Source organism: Micromonospora echinospora (assembly GCF_014203425.1).
In the GTDB taxonomy this organism is placed as follows: domain Bacteria; phylum Actinomycetota; class Actinomycetes; order Mycobacteriales; family Micromonosporaceae; genus Micromonospora; species Micromonospora echinospora_A.
Genome location: NZ_JACHJC010000001.1, coordinates 641413 through 659316, shown reverse-complemented (window position 1 = coordinate 659316; position 17904 = coordinate 641413). Strand labels below are relative to the sequence as shown.

The 17904-nt window shown below is 73.6% G+C and carries 14 protein-coding genes; 3 read left to right on the top strand and 11 right to left on the bottom strand.

The window, feature by feature from the left end; translation table 11 throughout:
• Positions 1–51 precede the first annotated feature (51 nt).
• The 7 genes from FHU28_RS03075 to FHU28_RS03045 all read right to left on the bottom strand — a co-directional run bounded on the left by FHU28_RS03075 (position 52) and on the right by FHU28_RS03045 (position 10777).
• On the bottom strand, positions 52–1584 hold the full coding sequence (locus FHU28_RS03075; protein ID WP_184680652.1) for an acyl-CoA carboxylase subunit beta: 1533 nt from the start codon (positions 1582–1584) through the stop codon (positions 52–54).
• 196 nt (positions 1585–1780) lie between these two features.
• A complete protein-coding gene (locus FHU28_RS03070) occupies positions 1781–2701 on the bottom strand; it encodes a hydroxymethylglutaryl-CoA lyase (protein ID WP_184680650.1) in 921 nt (306 codons plus the stop codon).
• Between the two features lie 25 nt (positions 2702–2726).
• Positions 2727–4094, bottom strand: a complete 1368-nt coding sequence (locus tag FHU28_RS03065) for an acetyl-CoA carboxylase biotin carboxylase subunit (RefSeq protein ID WP_184689167.1) — start codon at positions 4092–4094, stop codon at positions 2727–2729.
• A 77-nt stretch (positions 4095–4171) separates the two neighbouring features.
• Positions 4172–4786, bottom strand: a complete 615-nt coding sequence (locus FHU28_RS03060; protein WP_184680648.1) for a TetR/AcrR family transcriptional regulator — start codon at positions 4784–4786, stop codon at positions 4172–4174.
• Between the two features lie 58 nt (positions 4787–4844).
• Complete coding sequence (locus tag FHU28_RS03055; RefSeq protein WP_184680646.1) at positions 4845–7688, bottom strand: hypothetical protein; 2844 nt, start codon at positions 7686–7688, stop codon at positions 4845–4847.
• Positions 7681–9474: an HSP90 family protein gene (locus tag FHU28_RS03050; RefSeq protein WP_184680644.1), complete on the bottom strand. Its 1794-nt coding sequence runs from the start codon at positions 9472–9474 to the stop codon at positions 7681–7683. Before FHU28_RS03050 ends, FHU28_RS03055 begins: the two co-directional genes overlap by 8 nt.
• Before the next feature lie 163 nt (positions 9475–9637).
• Complete coding sequence (locus FHU28_RS03045) at positions 9638–10777, bottom strand: FAD-dependent oxidoreductase (RefSeq protein ID WP_184680642.1); 1140 nt, start codon at positions 10775–10777, stop codon at positions 9638–9640.
• A 92-nt stretch (positions 10778–10869) separates the two neighbouring features.
• Here FHU28_RS03045 and FHU28_RS03040 point away from each other — a divergent pair, with 92 nt between their 5' ends.
• Genes FHU28_RS03040 through FHU28_RS03030 form a run of 3 tightly spaced genes read left to right on the top strand, consistent with a single transcriptional unit; the run spans position 10870 to position 13205 of the window.
• Positions 10870–11469, top strand: a complete 600-nt coding sequence (locus FHU28_RS03040; RefSeq protein ID WP_184680640.1) for a TetR/AcrR family transcriptional regulator — start codon at positions 10870–10872, stop codon at positions 11467–11469.
• Between the two features lie 15 nt (positions 11470–11484).
• On the top strand, positions 11485–12015 hold the full coding sequence (locus FHU28_RS03035; RefSeq protein WP_184680638.1) for a SigE family RNA polymerase sigma factor: 531 nt from the start codon (positions 11485–11487) through the stop codon (positions 12013–12015).
• Entirely contained in the window at positions 12012–13205 is a 1194-nt protein-coding gene (locus FHU28_RS03030; RefSeq protein ID WP_184680636.1) for a hypothetical protein, read from the top strand. The genes FHU28_RS03035 and FHU28_RS03030 overlap by 4 nt, the downstream gene beginning before the upstream one ends.
• A gap of 80 nt (positions 13206–13285) precedes the next feature.
• Here FHU28_RS03030 and FHU28_RS03025 read toward each other — a convergent pair whose 3' ends face one another.
• From FHU28_RS03025 to FHU28_RS03010, 4 genes are all read right to left on the bottom strand, one after another.
• Positions 13286–14188 (bottom strand): sulfurtransferase, encoded by a 903-nt coding sequence (locus FHU28_RS03025; RefSeq protein WP_184680635.1) that lies wholly within the window; start codon positions 14186–14188, stop codon positions 13286–13288.
• A gap of 86 nt (positions 14189–14274) precedes the next feature.
• Positions 14275–16395: a hypothetical protein gene (locus FHU28_RS03020; protein WP_184680633.1), complete on the bottom strand. Its 2121-nt coding sequence runs from the start codon at positions 16393–16395 to the stop codon at positions 14275–14277.
• A gap of 159 nt (positions 16396–16554) precedes the next feature.
• On the bottom strand, positions 16555–17001 hold the full coding sequence (locus FHU28_RS03015) for a hypothetical protein (protein WP_184680631.1): 447 nt from the start codon (positions 16999–17001) through the stop codon (positions 16555–16557).
• A gap of 2 nt (positions 17002–17003) precedes the next feature.
• Entirely contained in the window at positions 17004–17774 is a 771-nt protein-coding gene (locus tag FHU28_RS03010; RefSeq protein ID WP_184680629.1) for an SGNH/GDSL hydrolase family protein, read from the bottom strand.
• Between the last annotated feature and the right edge of the window lie 130 nt (positions 17775–17904).

Sequence of the window (17904 nt, the reverse complement as noted above, 5' to 3'; positions counted from 1 at the left end):
GGACGGCGGTACGGACGGGCCGGGCGCTCGTGACGCCGGGGCGTGTGTCGGTCAGACCGGGGTGACGCCGTGGCGGCGCCGGGAGAAGTGCCGCTCCTTGCCGCGCGCGGCGGCGAACCGGCGTACCAGCTCGGCGCGCAGCTCGTGCGGCTCGACGATCGCGTCCACCACCAGCTCGCTGGCGAGGCGGACCACGTCGATGTCGCGCTCGTACTCCTCGCGCTTCGCGGCCACGAACGCGGCCCGTTCGGCCTCGTCCTCGATCGCGGCGATCTTGTTGGCGTAGACCGCGTTGACGGCGGCCTCCGCGCCCATCACCGCGATCTTCGCGGTGGGCAGCGCGATGGTGGCGTCGGGCTCGAAGCCGGGGCCGGCCATCGCGTACAGACCCGCGCCGTACGCCTTGCGGACCACCACACAGATCTTGGGTACTGTCGCCTCGGAGATCGCCGTGATCATCTTGGCGCCGTGCCGGATGATGCCCTGCTTCTCCACAGCGCTGCCGACCATGAAGCCGGGCACGTCGCTGAGGAACAGCAGCGGCACGTTGAACGCGTCGCAGAGCTGCACGAACCGGGTCGCCTTGTCGGCCGAGTCGACGAAGAGCACGCCGCCCTTGAACATCGAGTTGTTGCCGACCACGCCGACGACCTCGCCGTTGAGCCGGCCGAACCCGACGGTCAGCTCCTTGGCCCAGAGCGCCTGGATCTCGAAGAAGCTGCCCTCGTCGAGCAGACCCTTCACGTACCGGCGCATGTCGAACGCCTGCCGCTCGCTGGCCGGGACCAGCGCGGCCAGGTCGGCCTTCTCCGGCGCGTCCACTGCTTCGGCGGCCGGCGGGTCCTGCTTCCAGTTCGACGGCAGGTAGGACAGGTAGGTCCGCACCACGTCCAGCGCGTCGTTCTCGGTCTTGCAGAGGAAGTGACCGACGCCGGACTCGGCGCAGTGCACCTTCGCGCCGCCCATCGCCTCCAGCGTGGTCTTCTCGCCGGTGACCATTTCGACCATGCGGTCCGAGCCGAGGTACATGCTGGCGTTGCCGTCCACCATGGCGACCACGTCGCAGAACGCCGGGATGTAGGCCCCGCCCGCCGCGCTCGGCCCGAACAGCGCGCAGACCTGCGGGATCGAGCCGGAGGCGCGGACCTGGTTCCAGAAGATCTTCCCGGCGCCGCGCCGCCCCGGGAACAGGTCGACCTGGTCGGTGATCCGGGCGCCGGCCGAGTCGACCAGGTAGACCATCGGGACGCCGGTCGCGTACGCCCGCTCGATGGTCCGGATGATCTTCTCGACGGTACGCGCGCCCCAGCTGCCGGCCTTGACAGTGGAGTCGTTCGCCATCAGGCAGACCTGGCGGCCGTCGATGGTCGCGGTGCCGGTGACCACGCCGTCCGCGGGCAGCCCGTCGGCCATCGCGTTGGCGTAGAGCCCGTCCTCGACGAAGGAGCCCTCGTCGACCAGGTACGCCACCCGCTCACGGGCGAACAGCTTCCCCTTGGCGGCGTTCGCCGCGTGGTACTTGTCCGCACCACCGGCGCGGGCGCGCTTGCGCAGCTGCTCCAGTGCCTCACCGTCGAGCGTCACGCCGACTCCCGTTGCCACCGCCCGCACAGGGCGCCACCGACCTGAACGATCGTTAGGCTACCCCACCAGCGCCCCTCCCGGCACCCCGCCACACCCCCGCACCCCAATCACCCCCGTGATCAAGGAGTTCGTGTCCTCATCCGGGCGCCCGGAGGACACAAACTGCTTGATCAACGGGGTGGGCAAAGGGCTGGGGTCAGGCCGGGAGGGGAGTCAGGCGGGTGCGAGGGCCGGCTCGGAGGACTCCGGAGGGGAGCTTCTTGCCCACCAGGGTCTCGGCCAGCTCGGCGGCCTCGATCAGGGCGTCCAGGTCGATACCGGTGTCGATGCCCATGTCGTGCAGCATGTGCACCGCCTCCTCGGTGGCCAGGTTGCCGCTGGCGCCCGGCGCGTACGGGCAGCCGCCGAGGCCGCCGACGCTGGCGTCGAACTCGGTGACGCCCAGCTCCATCGCGGTGAGCATGTTCGCCAGGGCGGTACCCCGGGTGTTGTGGAAGTGCAGCAGCACCGGCAGGTGGGCGTTACGGTCCCGCACCGCGGTCACCAGCTCGCGGACGCGCCGGGGCGTACCCATGCCCGTGGTGTCGCCGAAGGCGACGCGGTCCGCGCCGTCGCGGGCTACGCGGTCGACGATCGCGGCGACCCGGCGGGGGTCCACGTCGCCCTCGTAGGGGCAGCCGAAGCTGGTCGCCACGATCACCTCGGCGGCGGCGCCCGCGGCGTGCAGCAGGTCGATCAGCTCGGCGATGTCGTCGAGCGACTCGTCGGTGGAGCGGTTGACGTTGCGGCGGTTGTGCGTGTCGCTGGCCGAGACCACCACCTCGATCTCGGTGAAGCCCGCCGCCAGCGCCCGCTGGGCGCCACGGGTGTTCGGCACCAGCGCGGAGTAGCGCACCCCGTCGGCCTTCTCCGCCCGCTGCCACACCTCGTCGGCGTCGGCCATCTGCGGGATCGCCCTGGGGTGCACGAAGGAGACGGCCTCGATGCGCCGCACCCCGGTGCGGGACAGCGCGTCGAGCAGCCGCACCTTGGCGTCGGTGGGGATGGGCTCCTCGTTCTGAAGCCCGTCCCGGGGACCGACCTCACGGATGCTCACGGAGTCTGGGAGTTCCGCCATCAGGTTCACCTCACTGGGTCGAAGATCAGCGCATCCGGGAGACGATGCCGGTGTCGTAGTCGCCGGAGAGGAACTCCGGGTTCTCCAGCAGCTCGGCGAAGAACGGCAGGTTGCACTTCGGGCCGGCGATCTCGAACTGGGCGACCGCCGCCCGCGCCCGCTCGACCGCCTCCTCGCGGGTGTCCCCGCTGACGATCAGCTTGGCCATCAGGCTGTCGTAGAACGGCGTGACGGTGTTGCCGGCGACGTAGCCGGAGTCCACACGTACCCCGGCGCCGGACGGCTCGTTCCAGGTGCTGATCGCACCGGGGCCGGGCAGGAAGCGCTTCGGGTCCTCGGCGTTGATCCGCAGCTCGATGGCGTGGCCGCGCGGCGTGAGCGCGTCCGGGTCGAACGTCGGCGCCAGTCCGGCCGCCACCCGCAGCTGCTCCTCGACCAGGTCGACGCCGTAGACGTACTCGGTGACCGGGTGCTCGACCTGCAGCCGCGTGTTCATCTCCAGGAAGAAAAATTCATCGGAGAGAGGGCTGCCGTCCTTGAGATCCCGCTGACGCGGGACCAGCAGGCACTCGACGGTCCCCGCGTTGCGGTAGCCCACCGCCTCGCCCGCCCGTACCGCCGCAGCCAGGAAGCGCTCGCGCAGCTCCGGCGAGACCGCCGGGGACGGCGACTCCTCGACCAGCTTCTGGTTGCGCCGCTGCACCGAGCACTCCCGCTCGCCGAGCGCCACCACCCGGCCGTCGGCCAGGCCGAGGATCTGCACCTCGACGTGGCGTACCCGGGGGAAGTAGCGCTCGATCAGCACCGAGCCGTCGCCGAACATCCGCTCCGCGAACGCGCGGACCTTGTCGTACTCGGTGCGCAGCGCCGCCTCGTCGGCGGCCACGCCCATGCCCATGCCGCCGCCACCCGCGGCGGCCTTGACCATCACCGGGTAGCCGATCTCCGCGGCGGCCGCGACCGCCGCGTCCAGATCGGCCGCCGGCTCGGTGGTGCCGGGCGCGACCGGCACCCCGGCCGCCGCCATCAGGTTCCGGGCGTTGATCTTGTCGCCCATCGCGGTGATCGCGTCCGCGCCGGGTCCGACCCAGATCAGGCCCGACCCCTCGACGGTACGGGCGAAGTCCGCGTTCTCCGACAGGAAGCCGTAGCCGGGGTGGATCGCCTGCGCGCCGGTGCTGCGGGCGGCGTCGAGGATCGCGTCGGCGTTCCGGTAGCTCTGCGCCGGGTTCGCCGGGCCGACGCAGACCGCCTCATCGGCCTCGGTCACGAACGGCAGCGCGCCGTCGGCCTCCGAGTGCACAGCGATCGTCCGGATCCCGAGCCGCCTGCCGGTACGGATGATCCGCCGCGCGATCTCCCCCCGATTCGCGACCAACAACGATTCGATCATCTTCTGCACGGACGTGACCCCTTCTCGACGCAAAGCCGGGGTCTCTTCTTAACATGCGTTAAGGTCCGGGCGGCGTGTCAGGTCGGGTCGGTCGGCGCGAGCAGGGCCGCGAGCGTCGCACCGCGCAGCAGCTCGGCCCGTCGCCGGCGATCGACCTCGCCGCCGAGGAACGGCGTCGAGTTCATCAGGCCGAACGCCGCGTGGGCGAGCACCCGCGCCGCGCCGTCTGGCAGGCCGGGGTGCAGCGCCGTCAGCACCGTCACCCACTCCTCGACGTACATCCGCTGGAGCCGGCGGATCCGCCTGCGCGGCTCGTCCGGCATGCGGTCCAGCTCGTGCAGGTGCAGGGCGATCACCGCCGGGTTGGCCAGCGCGAACTCGACGTGGAAGTCGATCAGCGACTCCAGCGCGCCACGGGGGTCGTCCGGGTGACCGGCGGCCCGCTCCCGCCCGCCCGCGAGCAGCCCTTCGCTGACCGGCACCAGCGCGGCGACGAGCATCGCCTCCTTGCCGGCGAAGTGGTGGTAGAGCGCCGGCCCGGTGACCCCGGCCGCCGCGCCGACGTCGTCCATCGACACGCCGTGGTAGCCGCGCGCCGCGAAGAGGCCGACCGCGATCTCCAGGATCTCGTCCCGCCGGGACCGGCGCCGGGCCGTGCCCGCCGTCCCCCGTGCCTGCTGTTCCACCGCCACCGGGCCAGCCTAGACCTCAGGGTCGATCTAGAGCAGCCGCGGTTACCCGACGGTCGCCTCAGTCCTCCTCGATGCCGTGCTCGGCGCGGACCGACGCCGCCTCGGCGGGCCGGCCCTGGTCGTCGAGCGCGCGGGCCAGCAGCCAGGCGGCCTGCGCGGCGGGCCGGGAGCCGGTGGGCAGCCCGCCGAGGACCGGGCGCAGCAGCCCTTCGGCCTGCTCGGGCCGGCCGTCACGCAGCAGCAGCTCGCCGGTCAGCACCTCGACCTGCGCCGCCTCGCCGAATGCCTCGATCGACCGGAGCCTCCCGGGCACACCCTCCAGCCGGTCCAGCGCGGCGGTGAGCCGGTCCTCGCCGATCAGCACCCGGGCGACCGCGTCGGCGGCCATCGCCCGCTCGTACGTGACCACTGGCGGCTCGTCGGGCTGACCGGCGAGCGCGTTCACGGCCTGGTCCACCCGCTCGATCGCGGCCACCGCCCCCGGCAGGTCACCGGACCAGTGCAGGGCGAGCAACTCCCGCCGCCGGGCCCGCAGCTCGTCCACCGGATACCCGGCCAGCCGCCAGGCGGAGGCCGCCGACGCGAACCGCTGCGCGGCCAGGGCGTCCCGGTCGGCGTCGTAGAGCAGGCCGCCGGACTCCTCCAGCACCTGCGCCCGGCGGGGGAGATTGTCCGGCCCGTCCAGGTTCTCGGCCAGCTGGTCGAGCACCGTGAGCGCCAGATCCGTCTCGCCGAGACCCGCGTAGATCCCGGACAGCATGTGCCGGCACCGGTCCGCCTCGGCCTGCGCGCCGGAGCGGTCCAGCCCGAGCACCGCCTCCTCGGCCACCTCGGCGGCCTCGGCCAGCCGGCCGGCCATCCGGTACGCCTCGGCCAGTTCCCAGCGCAGCAGCGCGTCGCCCGGCAGCCCCTGCTCGACGCAGAGCGTGACCGCCTCGGCCAGGTCCTCCACCGCCTCGCCGGCCCGGTCGGCGGCCAGGAGCGCCCGCCCGCGCGTCACCCGCAGCGGCAGGTGGGCGCCGGCCGGGGCGACCGACAGCGCCTCGTCACAGACCGCCACCGCCTCGGCCGCGTCGTCCGCGGCACGCGCGCACGCCAGGCAGGCGCCGGTCAGCATCTCCGCGTCGCCCAGCTCGCCGGCCAGCCGGCGGGCCTGCGCCGCCGCGTCCCGGAACTCCTCGGCCCGCTCCAACTGCTCCAGCACGTGCGCCCGGTGCAGCGCGACCCGCCCGGCCAGCCACGCGTCGGCATCGGCGTCCGCCCCGGCCCGGTCGAGCGCGTCCAGCGCGTCCGCCCACCGCTCCCGGTGCACGTGGGCCAGCGCGAGCCGATCCCAGCCGGCGGCCCGATCCCGCGGTTCGCCGTGCGCGGCCAGATACGCGGCCGACTCCTGCGCCAGCGTCAGCCCCTCGTCCGCGCTCTCCTCGGCCATGCTCAGCAGCACACCGAGCCGCCCGGCCACCACCTGTGCCCGCAGCGGGTCCGGCACCTCCTGCCACGCGGCGAGCGCCTCCCGGTTGACGGCGGTCGCCACTGCCACGCCGTCGTCGTCCTGGGACAGCTCGCCCGCCCGCAGCTCCAGCCGCCACGCCCGGGTGGCCGCCGGCAGGTCGGCGTCGCCGTACCGCTCGTCGTACGCCCGCAGCACAGTGCCCAGGCCGTCCCGGCGGTTGGTGCGCCAGCACTCCTCGGCCAGCGCCAGCAGCTCGTCGGCGCCGGCCTCGGCGGGCACTGTCACCGGCGGCGCGCTCGTCACCTGAGCGTCCGGCCCGGTACGCGGTGCGGGCACCACCGGGCGGCGCACGCTGGCGGAGAGCGGCAGGTGCTCACCCTCCGGCCCGGCCACCAGCTTCCGGGCGATCAACGCGGACTGGTGCGTGGTGCCGTTACGCGCGTCGAAGCGCCCAGCCAGCCCGGTGGCCGTACCGGCCAGCTCGTCGGCGAGCGCGCCCACCGGCACGTCGGCGGCCGGCCGGTCACCGGAGGCGCGGCGGCGCACTGTCAGCTCGGCCGGCACCTGACGCAGCGCCGCCGACGCGGCGGCCGCGAAGTGCATCGCGGCGGCCGGGGTGGGTGCCCGGTCCAGCCAGTCCAGATGCCGCTCGACCAGCTCCAGCGCGCGGGCCTCGTTGCCGGTCGCGGTGCAGAACTCGATGTGCTCGGCGACGTCCCACAGGTTGGCCAGGTGCCCGCGCAGCCGCCGGTACGCCTCCCGGTGCGCTTCCCGCGCGGCGTCGCCCCGGCCGGTCTCGCGGTAGGGGGTGAGCAGCGCGGTGAGGATCCCCTGCGGCTGCTCGCTGCAGGTCAGCCGGCCGGCGAGCACCGGCTCGGCGAGCGCCACCGCCTCCTCGTGCCGGCCCAGCCGGACCAGGTGCGCGACCTGCGTGGTCGGGTCGCAGCCGGCGCAGTCGGAGAGCGCGTCGCGGGGCGTGGTCATCCACTTGCGGTACCACTGCTCCGCCGCGTCCTCTTCGCCCAGGTGCGCGGCCACCAGGTAGCGGTGCTTGTGGACCGCCTGCAACGAGTGCCCGGCGTCGCGGTAGCGCCGCTCCATGTCGTCGAGCACCGCGTACGTCCGGTCCAGCGGCAGCTCCGGGAACTTCACCATGGCGTTGACCATGTACTTGAAGGCCCAGAGCAGCTGGTGCGTGTAGCCCTGGTGGTAGGGCTGCGGATCCTTGTCGTACTCCGACAGGCACCAGGAGAACGTGACGAACGACTTCGCCGGTTCGCCGCCGTAGACGTACGCGGTGGTGCCGGTGACCCGGGCGGCGAAGGCGAGGTGCCGGTCGTCGCCCGCGTCGGCGCGGCGCAGCAGCTGCTCCAGCGCGGCGATCTGCCCCGGGCCGTACGGCATGGTTTCGATCTCGTGGTGCATGCGCCAGAGGTCGTCGTCAGTCACGCGTCACTCCCGGTACGGCCCGGCCGAGCAGGCCGAGGAAGGAACTGTTCAGCAGCGCGGCGTCGGCCGCCCGGATCGGGTGGTGCCCGAGCAGCAGGGCCTGCCCGTAGAGCGCCTCGACGGCCAGCCCGACCAGCTCCGGGTCGGCGAGCGTGGTCACCCGGCGGACCAGCGGGTTGCGGTGGTTGAGCACGAGTTGCGGGCGGTCCGGCGGGGCGGAGGCGGCGAGCGCGTCGAGCACCCCGCCCCACAGGTCGTCGGCCTTGTCCCGGCTGGCGGCGAGCTGGTCGTGGAACGCGGCCGAGCGGGACACCAGGTAGAGCGCGGGCAGCGAGACCGGGTCGTACGCCCGGATCACGACCTCGCAGCCGAGCCGCTCCAGCGCCCGCTGCGCCCCGGTCAGGAACGGCCGCAGGGCCAGCTCCGTCGCCGGGTCGAGGATCTCGAACCGGGTGGTGAGGTCGCTCGGCTCCAGCCGTTCGATGAGCACCGACCGATCCACGGTGGGCAGTCGCTCGATCAGCTCGGTGTCGTACGTGTAGCCGCCGTTCACGACTGCCACGTCCTGTGCGGCGGCCACGGCGGCGAGCTGGCGGAACTCGTCCAGGCTGGCGGCGTACCGGAGCACGCCGTGCCGCTGCCGGAACTCGGCGAGCGTCATCGTGCCCACGTTCGTGTCCATCGGCCACCACTGGTCGACAAGCCGCAGCATCTCGTCGTCGTGCATCGCGAGCGCCTTGACGCCCAGGTGGTGCACCTGGAGGAACTCGCCGAGGCGGCGCGGGTCGTGCTTGGCCAGCCGCACCAGCCAGCCCCGGATCTGGTCCCCGAGCGCGTCCCGGACCGTGGTGAGCAGCGCGTCCTCGTAGAGCGCCTCGCGGCTGGCGGTGGGGCGCAGCTCGCTCGCGTCGACCACGCAGTGGGCGAAGAAGGCCCACTCGGGCAGCAGCCCGTCGGCGTGCTCGCTGAGCAGCATCCGCTTGAGGTAGACCCGGTGCCCGGCGCGGGCGGCCGGGTTCACCGCGGTGGGCAGGATGAATGCGACTCCGGTGAGGCCGGCCTCGGGCACCGACAGCGGCACCACGTCGAACGGGACGAACCCGAGCAGCTCCTGCGCGTACCGCTGGAGCGCGGCGCGGTCGACAGGCGCTCCGGGCGTGGTGGGCCACGGCGGCGGCCCGGCGGTGGTCGGCGTGTCACCGACCCGGACGTCGACCGGCAGCAGGCTGCCGTAGAGGCGGGCCAGCTCGGTGACTGTGGGTACGCCGAGCCACTGGTCGGCGTCGCGCCGGGGCAGCAGCGTCACTGTGGTGCCGGGCTCGTCGCGTGCCTGCTCGGGTTCGGCGAGCCGCACCGCGTACCGCCCGTCGGACCAGCCCGTCCAGAGCACTGTGGGCTCGTCGGCGTGCCGGGTGACCACCCGGATCTCGTCCGCGACCAGGAAGCAGGAGAGCAGCCCGATGCCGAACTGGCCGAGGAACTCGTGCCGGGAGAAGCCCAGCTCGTCGCGCTTGGAGCTGCGGCCGATGGTGGCGAGCAGCTCGTGCACCTGCGCCTCGGTGAGGCCGATGCCGGTGTCGTGCACGCGCAGCGTCCCGTCGCCGGTCAGCTCCGGCGGCTCGATGCGTACCCGGGCCGGGGCGTCCGGCTCGGTGGACCGGCGCGCGGTGATCGCGTCGACGGCGTTCTGGAGCAGCTCGCGCACGTACACGCGCGGGCTGCCGTACAGGTGGTGACTGAGCAGGTCGACCACGCCACGGAGGTCCACCTGGAAGGTGCGGTCCAATCGCGCTCCCGGTTCGGATTTCGGCGCTCACCGTACCGGTCAGCGCCGACAGTGTCCGTCCCGTTTCATCCCTCCCTCTCCCTTCCGCCTCCTCGCCGATCTTGCACTTTCTGCCCGGGCGAAGGCGCACAAAAAGGACCGTCCGAGGGCCGTAACTACAAGATCAGCGGGGTGGTGGTTCGAAGCCCGCGAGGCGGACTGCGATGCGGTGGCGGGCCGGGGGGAGGGTGGAGACCGCTCGGAGCAGCAGGTTGCGCAGCGGGCGCGCGAAGGGTGGGGCGGCGGCGAGGCGGGTCAGGTTGGCGGCGAAGCCGAGCACCTCCTCGGCGCGGGGGCGGCGGTCGGCCGCGTACCGGTCGAGGGCCCGCGGGCCGGCGGCGAGCGCGTCGCCGAGCGCGACCGCGTCCCGCAGGCCGAGATTCATCCCCTGCCCGCCGGCCGGGCTGTGCACGTGCGCCGCGTCCCCGGCGAGCAGCACCGGGCCGCAGCGGTAGGTGCTCGCGATCCGGTGGTGGATCCGGAACCGGGACGACCACGCCATCCCGGTGATCCGATCCGGCCGCCGCGCCGGACCGCGCTCGTCGAGCAGCGCCTGGAAGTGGTGCGCCTGCGGCTCGCGCGGCGCGTCGGTCACCGTGGCGACCAGCCGGACCGTGCCGTCGGGCAGCGGCGCCCAGACCAGCGGGCCCTGCCGGGACAGGAAGAGGCTCACCTGGTCGCGCGGGAGCGCGCTGTCCACGCGCACGTCGGCGAGCAGGAACGACTCGCCGGGGTCGGCCGGGCCGCCGAAGCCGATGCCGGCGAGTTCGCGGACCCGGCTGTGCATCCCGTCCGCGCCGACGACCCAGCGCGCCCGGACCGCGCGGCCGCCGTCGAAGCGCGCGACGGCGCCGTCGCCGTCGAGGTCCAGCCCGGTCATCTCGTACGGCCGCAGCACGCGCCCGCCGAGCGCGGCGAGCCGGTCGGTCAGCACCGCCTCGGTCTCGGCCTGCGAGATGAGCAGCGCGTACGGGTAACGCGACGGCAACCGGTCGAAGGGGACGGTGAGCAGCACCCGGTCCCGGTCGCGGACGCTGAACCGGGCCGAGCGCAGCCCTCGGGCGGCCAGCGGCGCGGCGACCCCGATCCGGTCCAGCACTTCCAGGGTGCCGGCGTGCACGACGGCGGCGCGCGACGTGACGGGCGGCTCGGCGAGCCGGTCGACAACTGTCGCGGTCATCCCGTGCCCGGCCAGCGTCACCGCAACCGCCAGACCGGTCGGACCGGCTCCCACCACGAGGACGTCGGTGCGTTCGGGCAGCATCGCTTCCACCTCCGGACTGAGGTCAACAACCGTTTGCCAACACTTGTTGACTCCACTGTAGAACTGATGTCAACGGGTGTTGGCCTACAGTCGTGGACGTGACCGGACCCGCCACCCGCACCCGCCGCTCGGACGCCACCCGGGCGGCCATCCTGCGCGCCGCCCGGGAACGCTTCGCCGCCGACGGCTACGACCGGGCCACCATCCGGGCCATCGCCGCCGACGCCCACATCGACCCGTCGATGGTGATGCGCTACTACGGCAGCAAGGAGGGGCTGTTCGCCGCAGCGGCCGAGTTCGACCTGCACCTGCCCGACCTGGCCGAGGTGCCGCCGGACCGGCTCGGCGAGACACTGACCCGGCACTTCGTGCGCCGCTGGGAGGCGGACGGGACACTCGTCGCGCTGCTCCGGGCCGCCGCCACCAACCCCGGCGCCGCCGACCGGATGCGCGGCATCTTCGCCGGCCAGCTCGCCACCGCCGTGGCCCGGTCCGGCGCCGACCCGGCCACCGCCGAACGCCGGGCCGGTCTGGTGGCCAGCCAGATCCTCGGACTCGCGCTCACCCGGTACGTCGTCCGGCTGCCACCCGTGGTGGACCTCGACCCGGACGAGCTGGCCGCCTGGGTCGGCCCGACGATTCAGCGCTACCTGACCCAACCTTTTCCCCCGTCCCGCGCGTCTGGCCGGTGACGGAGGAGGAGCCGGATGGGGCGTGACGCGGACGACGGGCGGGCGGACTACCTCGCCTTCGTCGAGTCGCACCAGCACCGGCTGCTGCGCGCCGCGTACCTGATCTGCGGAAACCGGCACCAGGCCGAGGACCTGCTCCAGGACGCGCTGCTCAAACTGGCGCTGCGCTGGCCGTCGGTGCGCGACGGCGACCCGGCCGCGTACGTGCGCGCCATCCTCTACCGCGACGCCGTCTCCTGGTGGCGACGCCGGCGGCGGGAGCGGCTCAGCGCGTACCCGCCGGACCGGCCGGACGCGGACGGCGACCCCGCGTTGCGGCTCACCGTGCGCGCCGCGCTCGACCGGCTGCCGCCACGCCAACGGGCCGTCGTGGTGCTGCGCTACTTCGAGGACCTGACCGAGGTCGCCACCGCCGAGGCGCTCGGCGTCACGGTCGGCACCGTCAAGAGCCAGTGCCACGACGCGCTGCGCCGGCTGCGCGACGTGGTGCCCGCCCCCGGCGGATCCGGCGACGGCCTGGCCGCCGGAAGGGAGGTGAACCCGTGAACGAGACGGAGCTGACCCGACTGCTGACCCGGGCCACCGAGGAGATCCGCCCGACGCGGCCGGCCGCCGCCGGATGGGAACGGGCCGGCCGGGTCCGTCGTGCCCGCCGCGCCGCCGCGGCCGCCGCCGTCGCCGTGGTCCTGGTCGGCGGCGGTACGACGGCGCTCCTGCACCGCTCCGGCCCGCCCCCTGCGGCACCGCCCCGCCCGGCGGTGACCTCGGCCCCGAACGCGCCGGTCGTGCAGCGGCCCCCGGAGCGGCTCGGCGAGGCGGGCGACCCGCTCGGCCGGCTCGGCGACCGGGTCGGCGCCGCCCTCTCCGCCCGCCCGGTGAGCCGGGCACTGGCGCTGTACCAGCCGGTCGACCCGGCCACCGGCGAAGCGGGCACGGTCCGGGTGCTGGGAGACGACGGCATCGTCCGGGAACTCGACGTGGTCACGCTCGCGCCCACCCGCGACGCCGGAGGCAACGAGGCGACGGCCCTCAAGCCGGGCAGTCTCTCGCCGGACGGCCGGACCGCCGCGTTCGCGCAGACCGGTGAGGTGGTGGTGGTCGACCTGACCGACGTCGGGGTCCGCCGCTATCCGCTCGCGGGCTACCTGGAGCACGTGGTCTGGGCCGGTGACCGGCTGATCGTCGGGGACAACGACACCGCGTACGAGCTGGACCGGCGCACCGGAGCGACACGGAAGCTGGCTGTCGACCCCTGGACGCTCGTCGTACCCGAGCCGGACCGGTCCGGCGACCTGCTCACAGTTGGCGGCTGGTCCGGGGACGGCGGCCTGGCCGTACGCCGGTTCCCCGCCGCCGGCGGCACAGCGGACCGGCGGCCGGTGACCACCGGGCAGCTTCCCCCCGGCTACCGCCTGGACGAGGTCTACGGGCGAGGCTGGCAGCGCGGCGACCGGATCGGCCAGGCCGGATGGACCACCACCGCCAGTGGCGCCGGCACCTCCAGCGGGGGCGAGGGCGTGGCGGTGCTGGACGCCCGCACCGGCGCTGTGACCCGCCTGCTCGACCTGGGCCGGGAGGGCCGAGCCAAGGGGTGCTGCGCGGTGTACGGCTGGACCGCCGACGGCGAACTGCTGTTCCGCTACGACGCCGGTCTGGCCCGTTGGCGACCCGAGACCGGCGCTGTCGACCGGGTGGCGGACAACGTGCCCGGCAGCCTGTCGATCGCCGCCCGCTGACCGGTCCGACCACGGCCGGAACCGGCGGAGACGAACGGAACCGGCCGGCCCCACCACGACGGCGGGACCGGCCGGGACGCTCAGCGGGTCAGGCCGCCGGGCTGGTCGCCCTTCACGACGGGGGCCCGCACCAGGTTGCCCCACTCGGTCCACGAGCCGTCGTAGTTGCGCACCTGCGGGAAGCCGAGCAGGTGGTGCAGCACGAACCAGGTGTGGCTGGACCGCTCGCCGATCCGGCAGTACGCCACCACGTCGTCGGACGGGCTCAGCCCGAGCTGGTCGGCGTAGATCGCGCGCAGCTCGTCGGCGGACTTGAACGTGCCGTCGTCGTTCGCGGCGGACTTCCACGGCTTGCTCACCGCGCCCGGGATGTGCCCGCCACGCAGCGCGCCCTCCTGCGGGTAGTCCGGCATGTGCAGCATCTCGCCGGTGTACTCACCGGGCGAACGCACGTCCACCAGCGGCCGCCCCGCCTCCACGTGCGCCATGACCTGCTCCCGGTACGCGCGGATCGGCGCGTCGTCGCGCTCCGGAACCGGGTACGAGGCGCGGGGCCGGCTCACCTTGTCCCGGGTCAGCTCCCGTCCCTCGGCGACCCACTTCTGCCGGCCGCCGTCGAGCAGCCGTACGTCCGGGTGACCGAAGAGGGAGAAGACCCAGAGGGCGTACGCGGCCCACCAGTTGAAGTTGTCGCCGTAGAAGACGACAGTGTCGTCCCGCCCGATGCCCTTGGCCGCGCACATCTCGGCGAAGCTCGCGGCGTCCAGGTAGTCGCGGGTGACCTGGTCGTTCAGTTCGGTGTGCCAGTCGACCTTGACGGCGCCGGGGATGTGGCCGGTGTCGTAGAGGAGCACGTCCTCGTCGGACTCGACGACCACGAGCCCTTCGTCGCCCAGGTGCTCGGCCAGCCATTCGGTGGTGACCAGGCGCTGCGGGTCGGCGTACGACTGGAGATCAGGATGCGGATCGCTCGACACAGGCATGATCCCCAAGGTACGCCGGATCTCGGGCCACGGATGTGACACCGGCCCCACCGCCTCGGAAAGGTGGTGGGGCCGGTGCGGTCAGGTCAGCGTTCCGCCGACTGGACCTGCGGTGCGTCGTTCACCAGGAACGTCCAGACCTGCTCGGGTGAGCGGGTCCCGTCCGCGGTGACCCCGACGACAGTGAGCGTGTGCGTCCCGCCCTCGGTGGGCGTCCAGCTCACCGTCGCCCGGTTACCGGTCTCGACGCGCTGCTCGGCACCGTCGTCGAACCGGTAGAGGAAGGCCACCGTCGTGGTGAGTGGCGACGTGAACCGGAACTCGCCCGGCTGGCCCGGACCACCCATGGGCACGTCCGTCCGGTACGGGTCGGCGGAGACGGCGGGACGCAGGTCCCGCACCCGGAAGGACAGGGTCGCCGGCTCCGACACGGTGCCGTCCCGGCTCACGCTCCGCACGACCAGGATGACCGTGCCCGCCTCGGTCGGCGCCCAGGTGACCGACGCGGTGCCGTCGGCCTTAGCGGCCACCACCTGCTGGTCCTCGCCGGTGAACTGGTAGCGGTAGCTGACCGTGTCGGGCAGGCGGGGGGTGAAGGTGAAGACGCCCGGAACACCCTGCCCTCCGCTGGGGACGGGCAGGTAGACGGTGGCCGAGATCTTCGGCGCGGTCGGCAGGGCGAACTGCCGGCTGCTGGTGGCCTCCACGCCGCCGGCCGTGACGCTGGTGACGGTGAGGGTGCGGGAGCCGCCCCGGGTCGCGGTGACGGTGATCGCGGCGGAGCCGTCCGCCGCGGCGTCCACCGTCTGCTCGGGTTCGCCGTCGAGGGCGTAGCGGTAGCGCACCACGCCGTCCATCTGCGGACGCAACTGGAACGTGGCAGGCACCCCGATCTCGCTCAGCCGTCCCTCGACGACCGGCGACACATCCGTGGCGCGGAACGTGTACTCGGTGGTCGCCGAGCGGTTGCCGACCGCGTCCAGGCTCCACACCCGCAGGGTGTTCGGGCCGCTGTCCGGGGTGAGCGTGACGGTGGCCGTACCGCCCGCCCGGTCCGCGTCGATCGTCTTCTCGACGCCGGAGTCCAGCGAGTAGCCGTACCGCACCACGTCGGCCGCGCCGTTGGCGGTGAAGGTGAACTCGCCGGGCAGAGCCGGGTACCACCCGTCGTCGTCGGGGAAGTCGGTCGACGTCACGACGGGCGGCGTGGCCGGCCCCTGGACGTCGAGGCGGAAGTAGCAGACCGGGCTCCACTCGCCGGTGGCCCGGCTGTCCGCCGCCCGCATCTGCCAGGCGTACGTCCGGTCGTGCTCGAACGGCGACGGATACATGTTGTCGTAGCGGCCGAATGCCCGCTCGCCGTCGCGCGCGTAGTCCGTCTGCTCGATCCGCGCCTCCGGCTGGTCGACCGGCCAGGCCGCGAAGGAGACGGTGAGCTGGTCCGTGCCGCCGCCGCTGTTGCGGTCCCGGTCGTGCACCACCCCGGACGGGACGGGGTAGCGGATCACCTGGTACGGCTCGGTGGTGGTGCACGCCGTGCCGGTCTCGCTCTGCAGCTCGGTCGGCACGCCGGGGCGGAAGTTGTAGTCGATCGAGATGCCGACCTTGGTGGCGTACTTCCGTGCCAGTGCCGGGTCCCGCTCGGCGTCGGCTGGCAGCCGCAGCGAGAGGGTCAGCGTCGACCGGCCCTCGGCGAGCGCCTGGCGCAGCCCTTCGATCGCGTCGAACTCCACCCGGGGCGCCGGGCAGACGGTCTGGTCGGTGAGCTGGCGGCTGTCGACCAGCCCCAGGTCGGCCGGGGGGTTCCGCCAGCTCGACCGGGCGGTGTAGGCGGCGGTACGCCGCAGCTCGACCACGGGACGTCTGGTGCAGTCGCCGCCCGCCGTCTCCTTCACGTCGAGCACGGCCGACTGGATGTCCGCTCCCCGGTAGCGGGAGATGTCGAACGTGAAGTAGGCGCGCGAGGTGTGCGGGCGGCCCCTCTCGTCCTTCCAGGTGCCGACCGGCACGTCGCCGGGCCGGTCGATGTTGATCGTGGTGGGCGAGTGCGAGTCGGTCCAGGCCCACGAGGCGTTCGTCTCGTAGCGCATGTCGTACGCGGCTGCCGGCGCCGCGGTGGCGACCACCGATCCGGCCGCGACCACTATCGACAGCGCGGCGGCGAGCACGCTTCGCCTGCCGGTTCGACGTGGATTTCTGTCAGGCATGAGGGTCATCCCTCATCCACCTTTCCCCGATTTCACCCCGTGCTCGATAGACGGGGGCAGCGGATGCTATCCAGTGGGGCGGACATCGGGCGATCCCGATAAGCGGACGAGCGGACACATCGGACGATCGGCGGTGAAGGTCCAGCCGTCCGGCGGGGGTCAGGCGCGGCGGTGCACCAGGCGCCCGGCGACCACTGTGGCCAGGCAGGAGCCGTCCGGGCCGAACACGGCGAGGTCGGCCCGCCCGCCGGCCACCAGCGCGGGCGGCCGCACGCTGGGCAGCACCGCCACGTCGTTGCGGGCGGCGGCGGCCCGCAGCGCAGGATCGGCCACGTGCTCCTCGACCACCGCGGCGACGCCGAGCCGGAACAGCGCGTGCACCCGCTCGCGCGGCGTGGGCGCCGGAGGCAGCGGGCCGCCGTGCACGAGCGCCGGCCCGAGCGTTCCGGCCCACCGCCGCACCCGCACCCCGGGGTACGCGCCGGGAAGCTCGTCCGCCGGCACGATCGCCTCGACCCGGTCACCGGCGACCACGACCGCCCACCCGGCGCGGGGTGGGTCGTCGGGTGTCAGCCGCAGCAGGTCGGCGGCGTGGACGGTACGCACGCTCAGTCGAAGTCGATCGGCCTGAGCACCGGACGCTTCGCGGTGATGAAGTCGCCGGACGAGCGCCCGGTCAGCCGGCGCTTGATCCACGGCGCCAGGTGCTTGCCGGCCCAGCGCAGGTCGGCGGCGCGCGCGGCGAGCCACGGGCTGGGCGCCGGGTGCGGCGGCACCAGCAGCCACTCCTCGTCGCAGCCGACGCCGAGCGCGGTGAGCACCTGCGCGGCGACCCGGCGGTGGCCCTCCGCGGACAGGTGAATCCGGTCGGTGCTCCAGAGCAGCGGATTGAGGTAGGTGTCGTCGGCGTACAGGTCGACCAGGATCGCGCCGTGCCGCTCGGCCACCTCGCCGACCACCCTGTTGAGCAGCGCCACGCGCGGGGCCATCATCCGCTGACCGGGCAGCCGGGACATCACGTCGGCGAACCGGAACAGCACCACGTCGCTGCCGACGGACCGCAGCCGCTGCACGACCGAGTCGAAGCGGGGGACGAACACGTCCGGGTCGAAGCTGCGGCGCAGCACGTCGTTGCCGCCGGCCGCGAAGCTGATCAGGCCGGGCTTCATGGCCAGCGCGGACGGCACCTGCTCGGCCACCACGTTCGGGAACAGCCGACCGCGGATGGCCAGGTTGGCGTAGCCGAAGTCCGGCCCGGCCTCGACAGCCAGACGGGTGGCGACCAGATCGGCCCAGCCCCGGTAGCTGCCGTCCGGATATGCGTCGTCCATGCCCTCGGTGAAGCTGTCGCCCACCGCCACGTAGCTGCGCCAGCGCACGGCGCCTCCCTCAGACGTCCCGGCAGAAGTGCGTTGCACAGTCTGTCACCGCGCGGACCGGTCCCGCTGACCCTGGACGCCGGACGTGGCGGATGTCTCGACGTCCTGTTCGCGACAGCCGCCCCCCGGA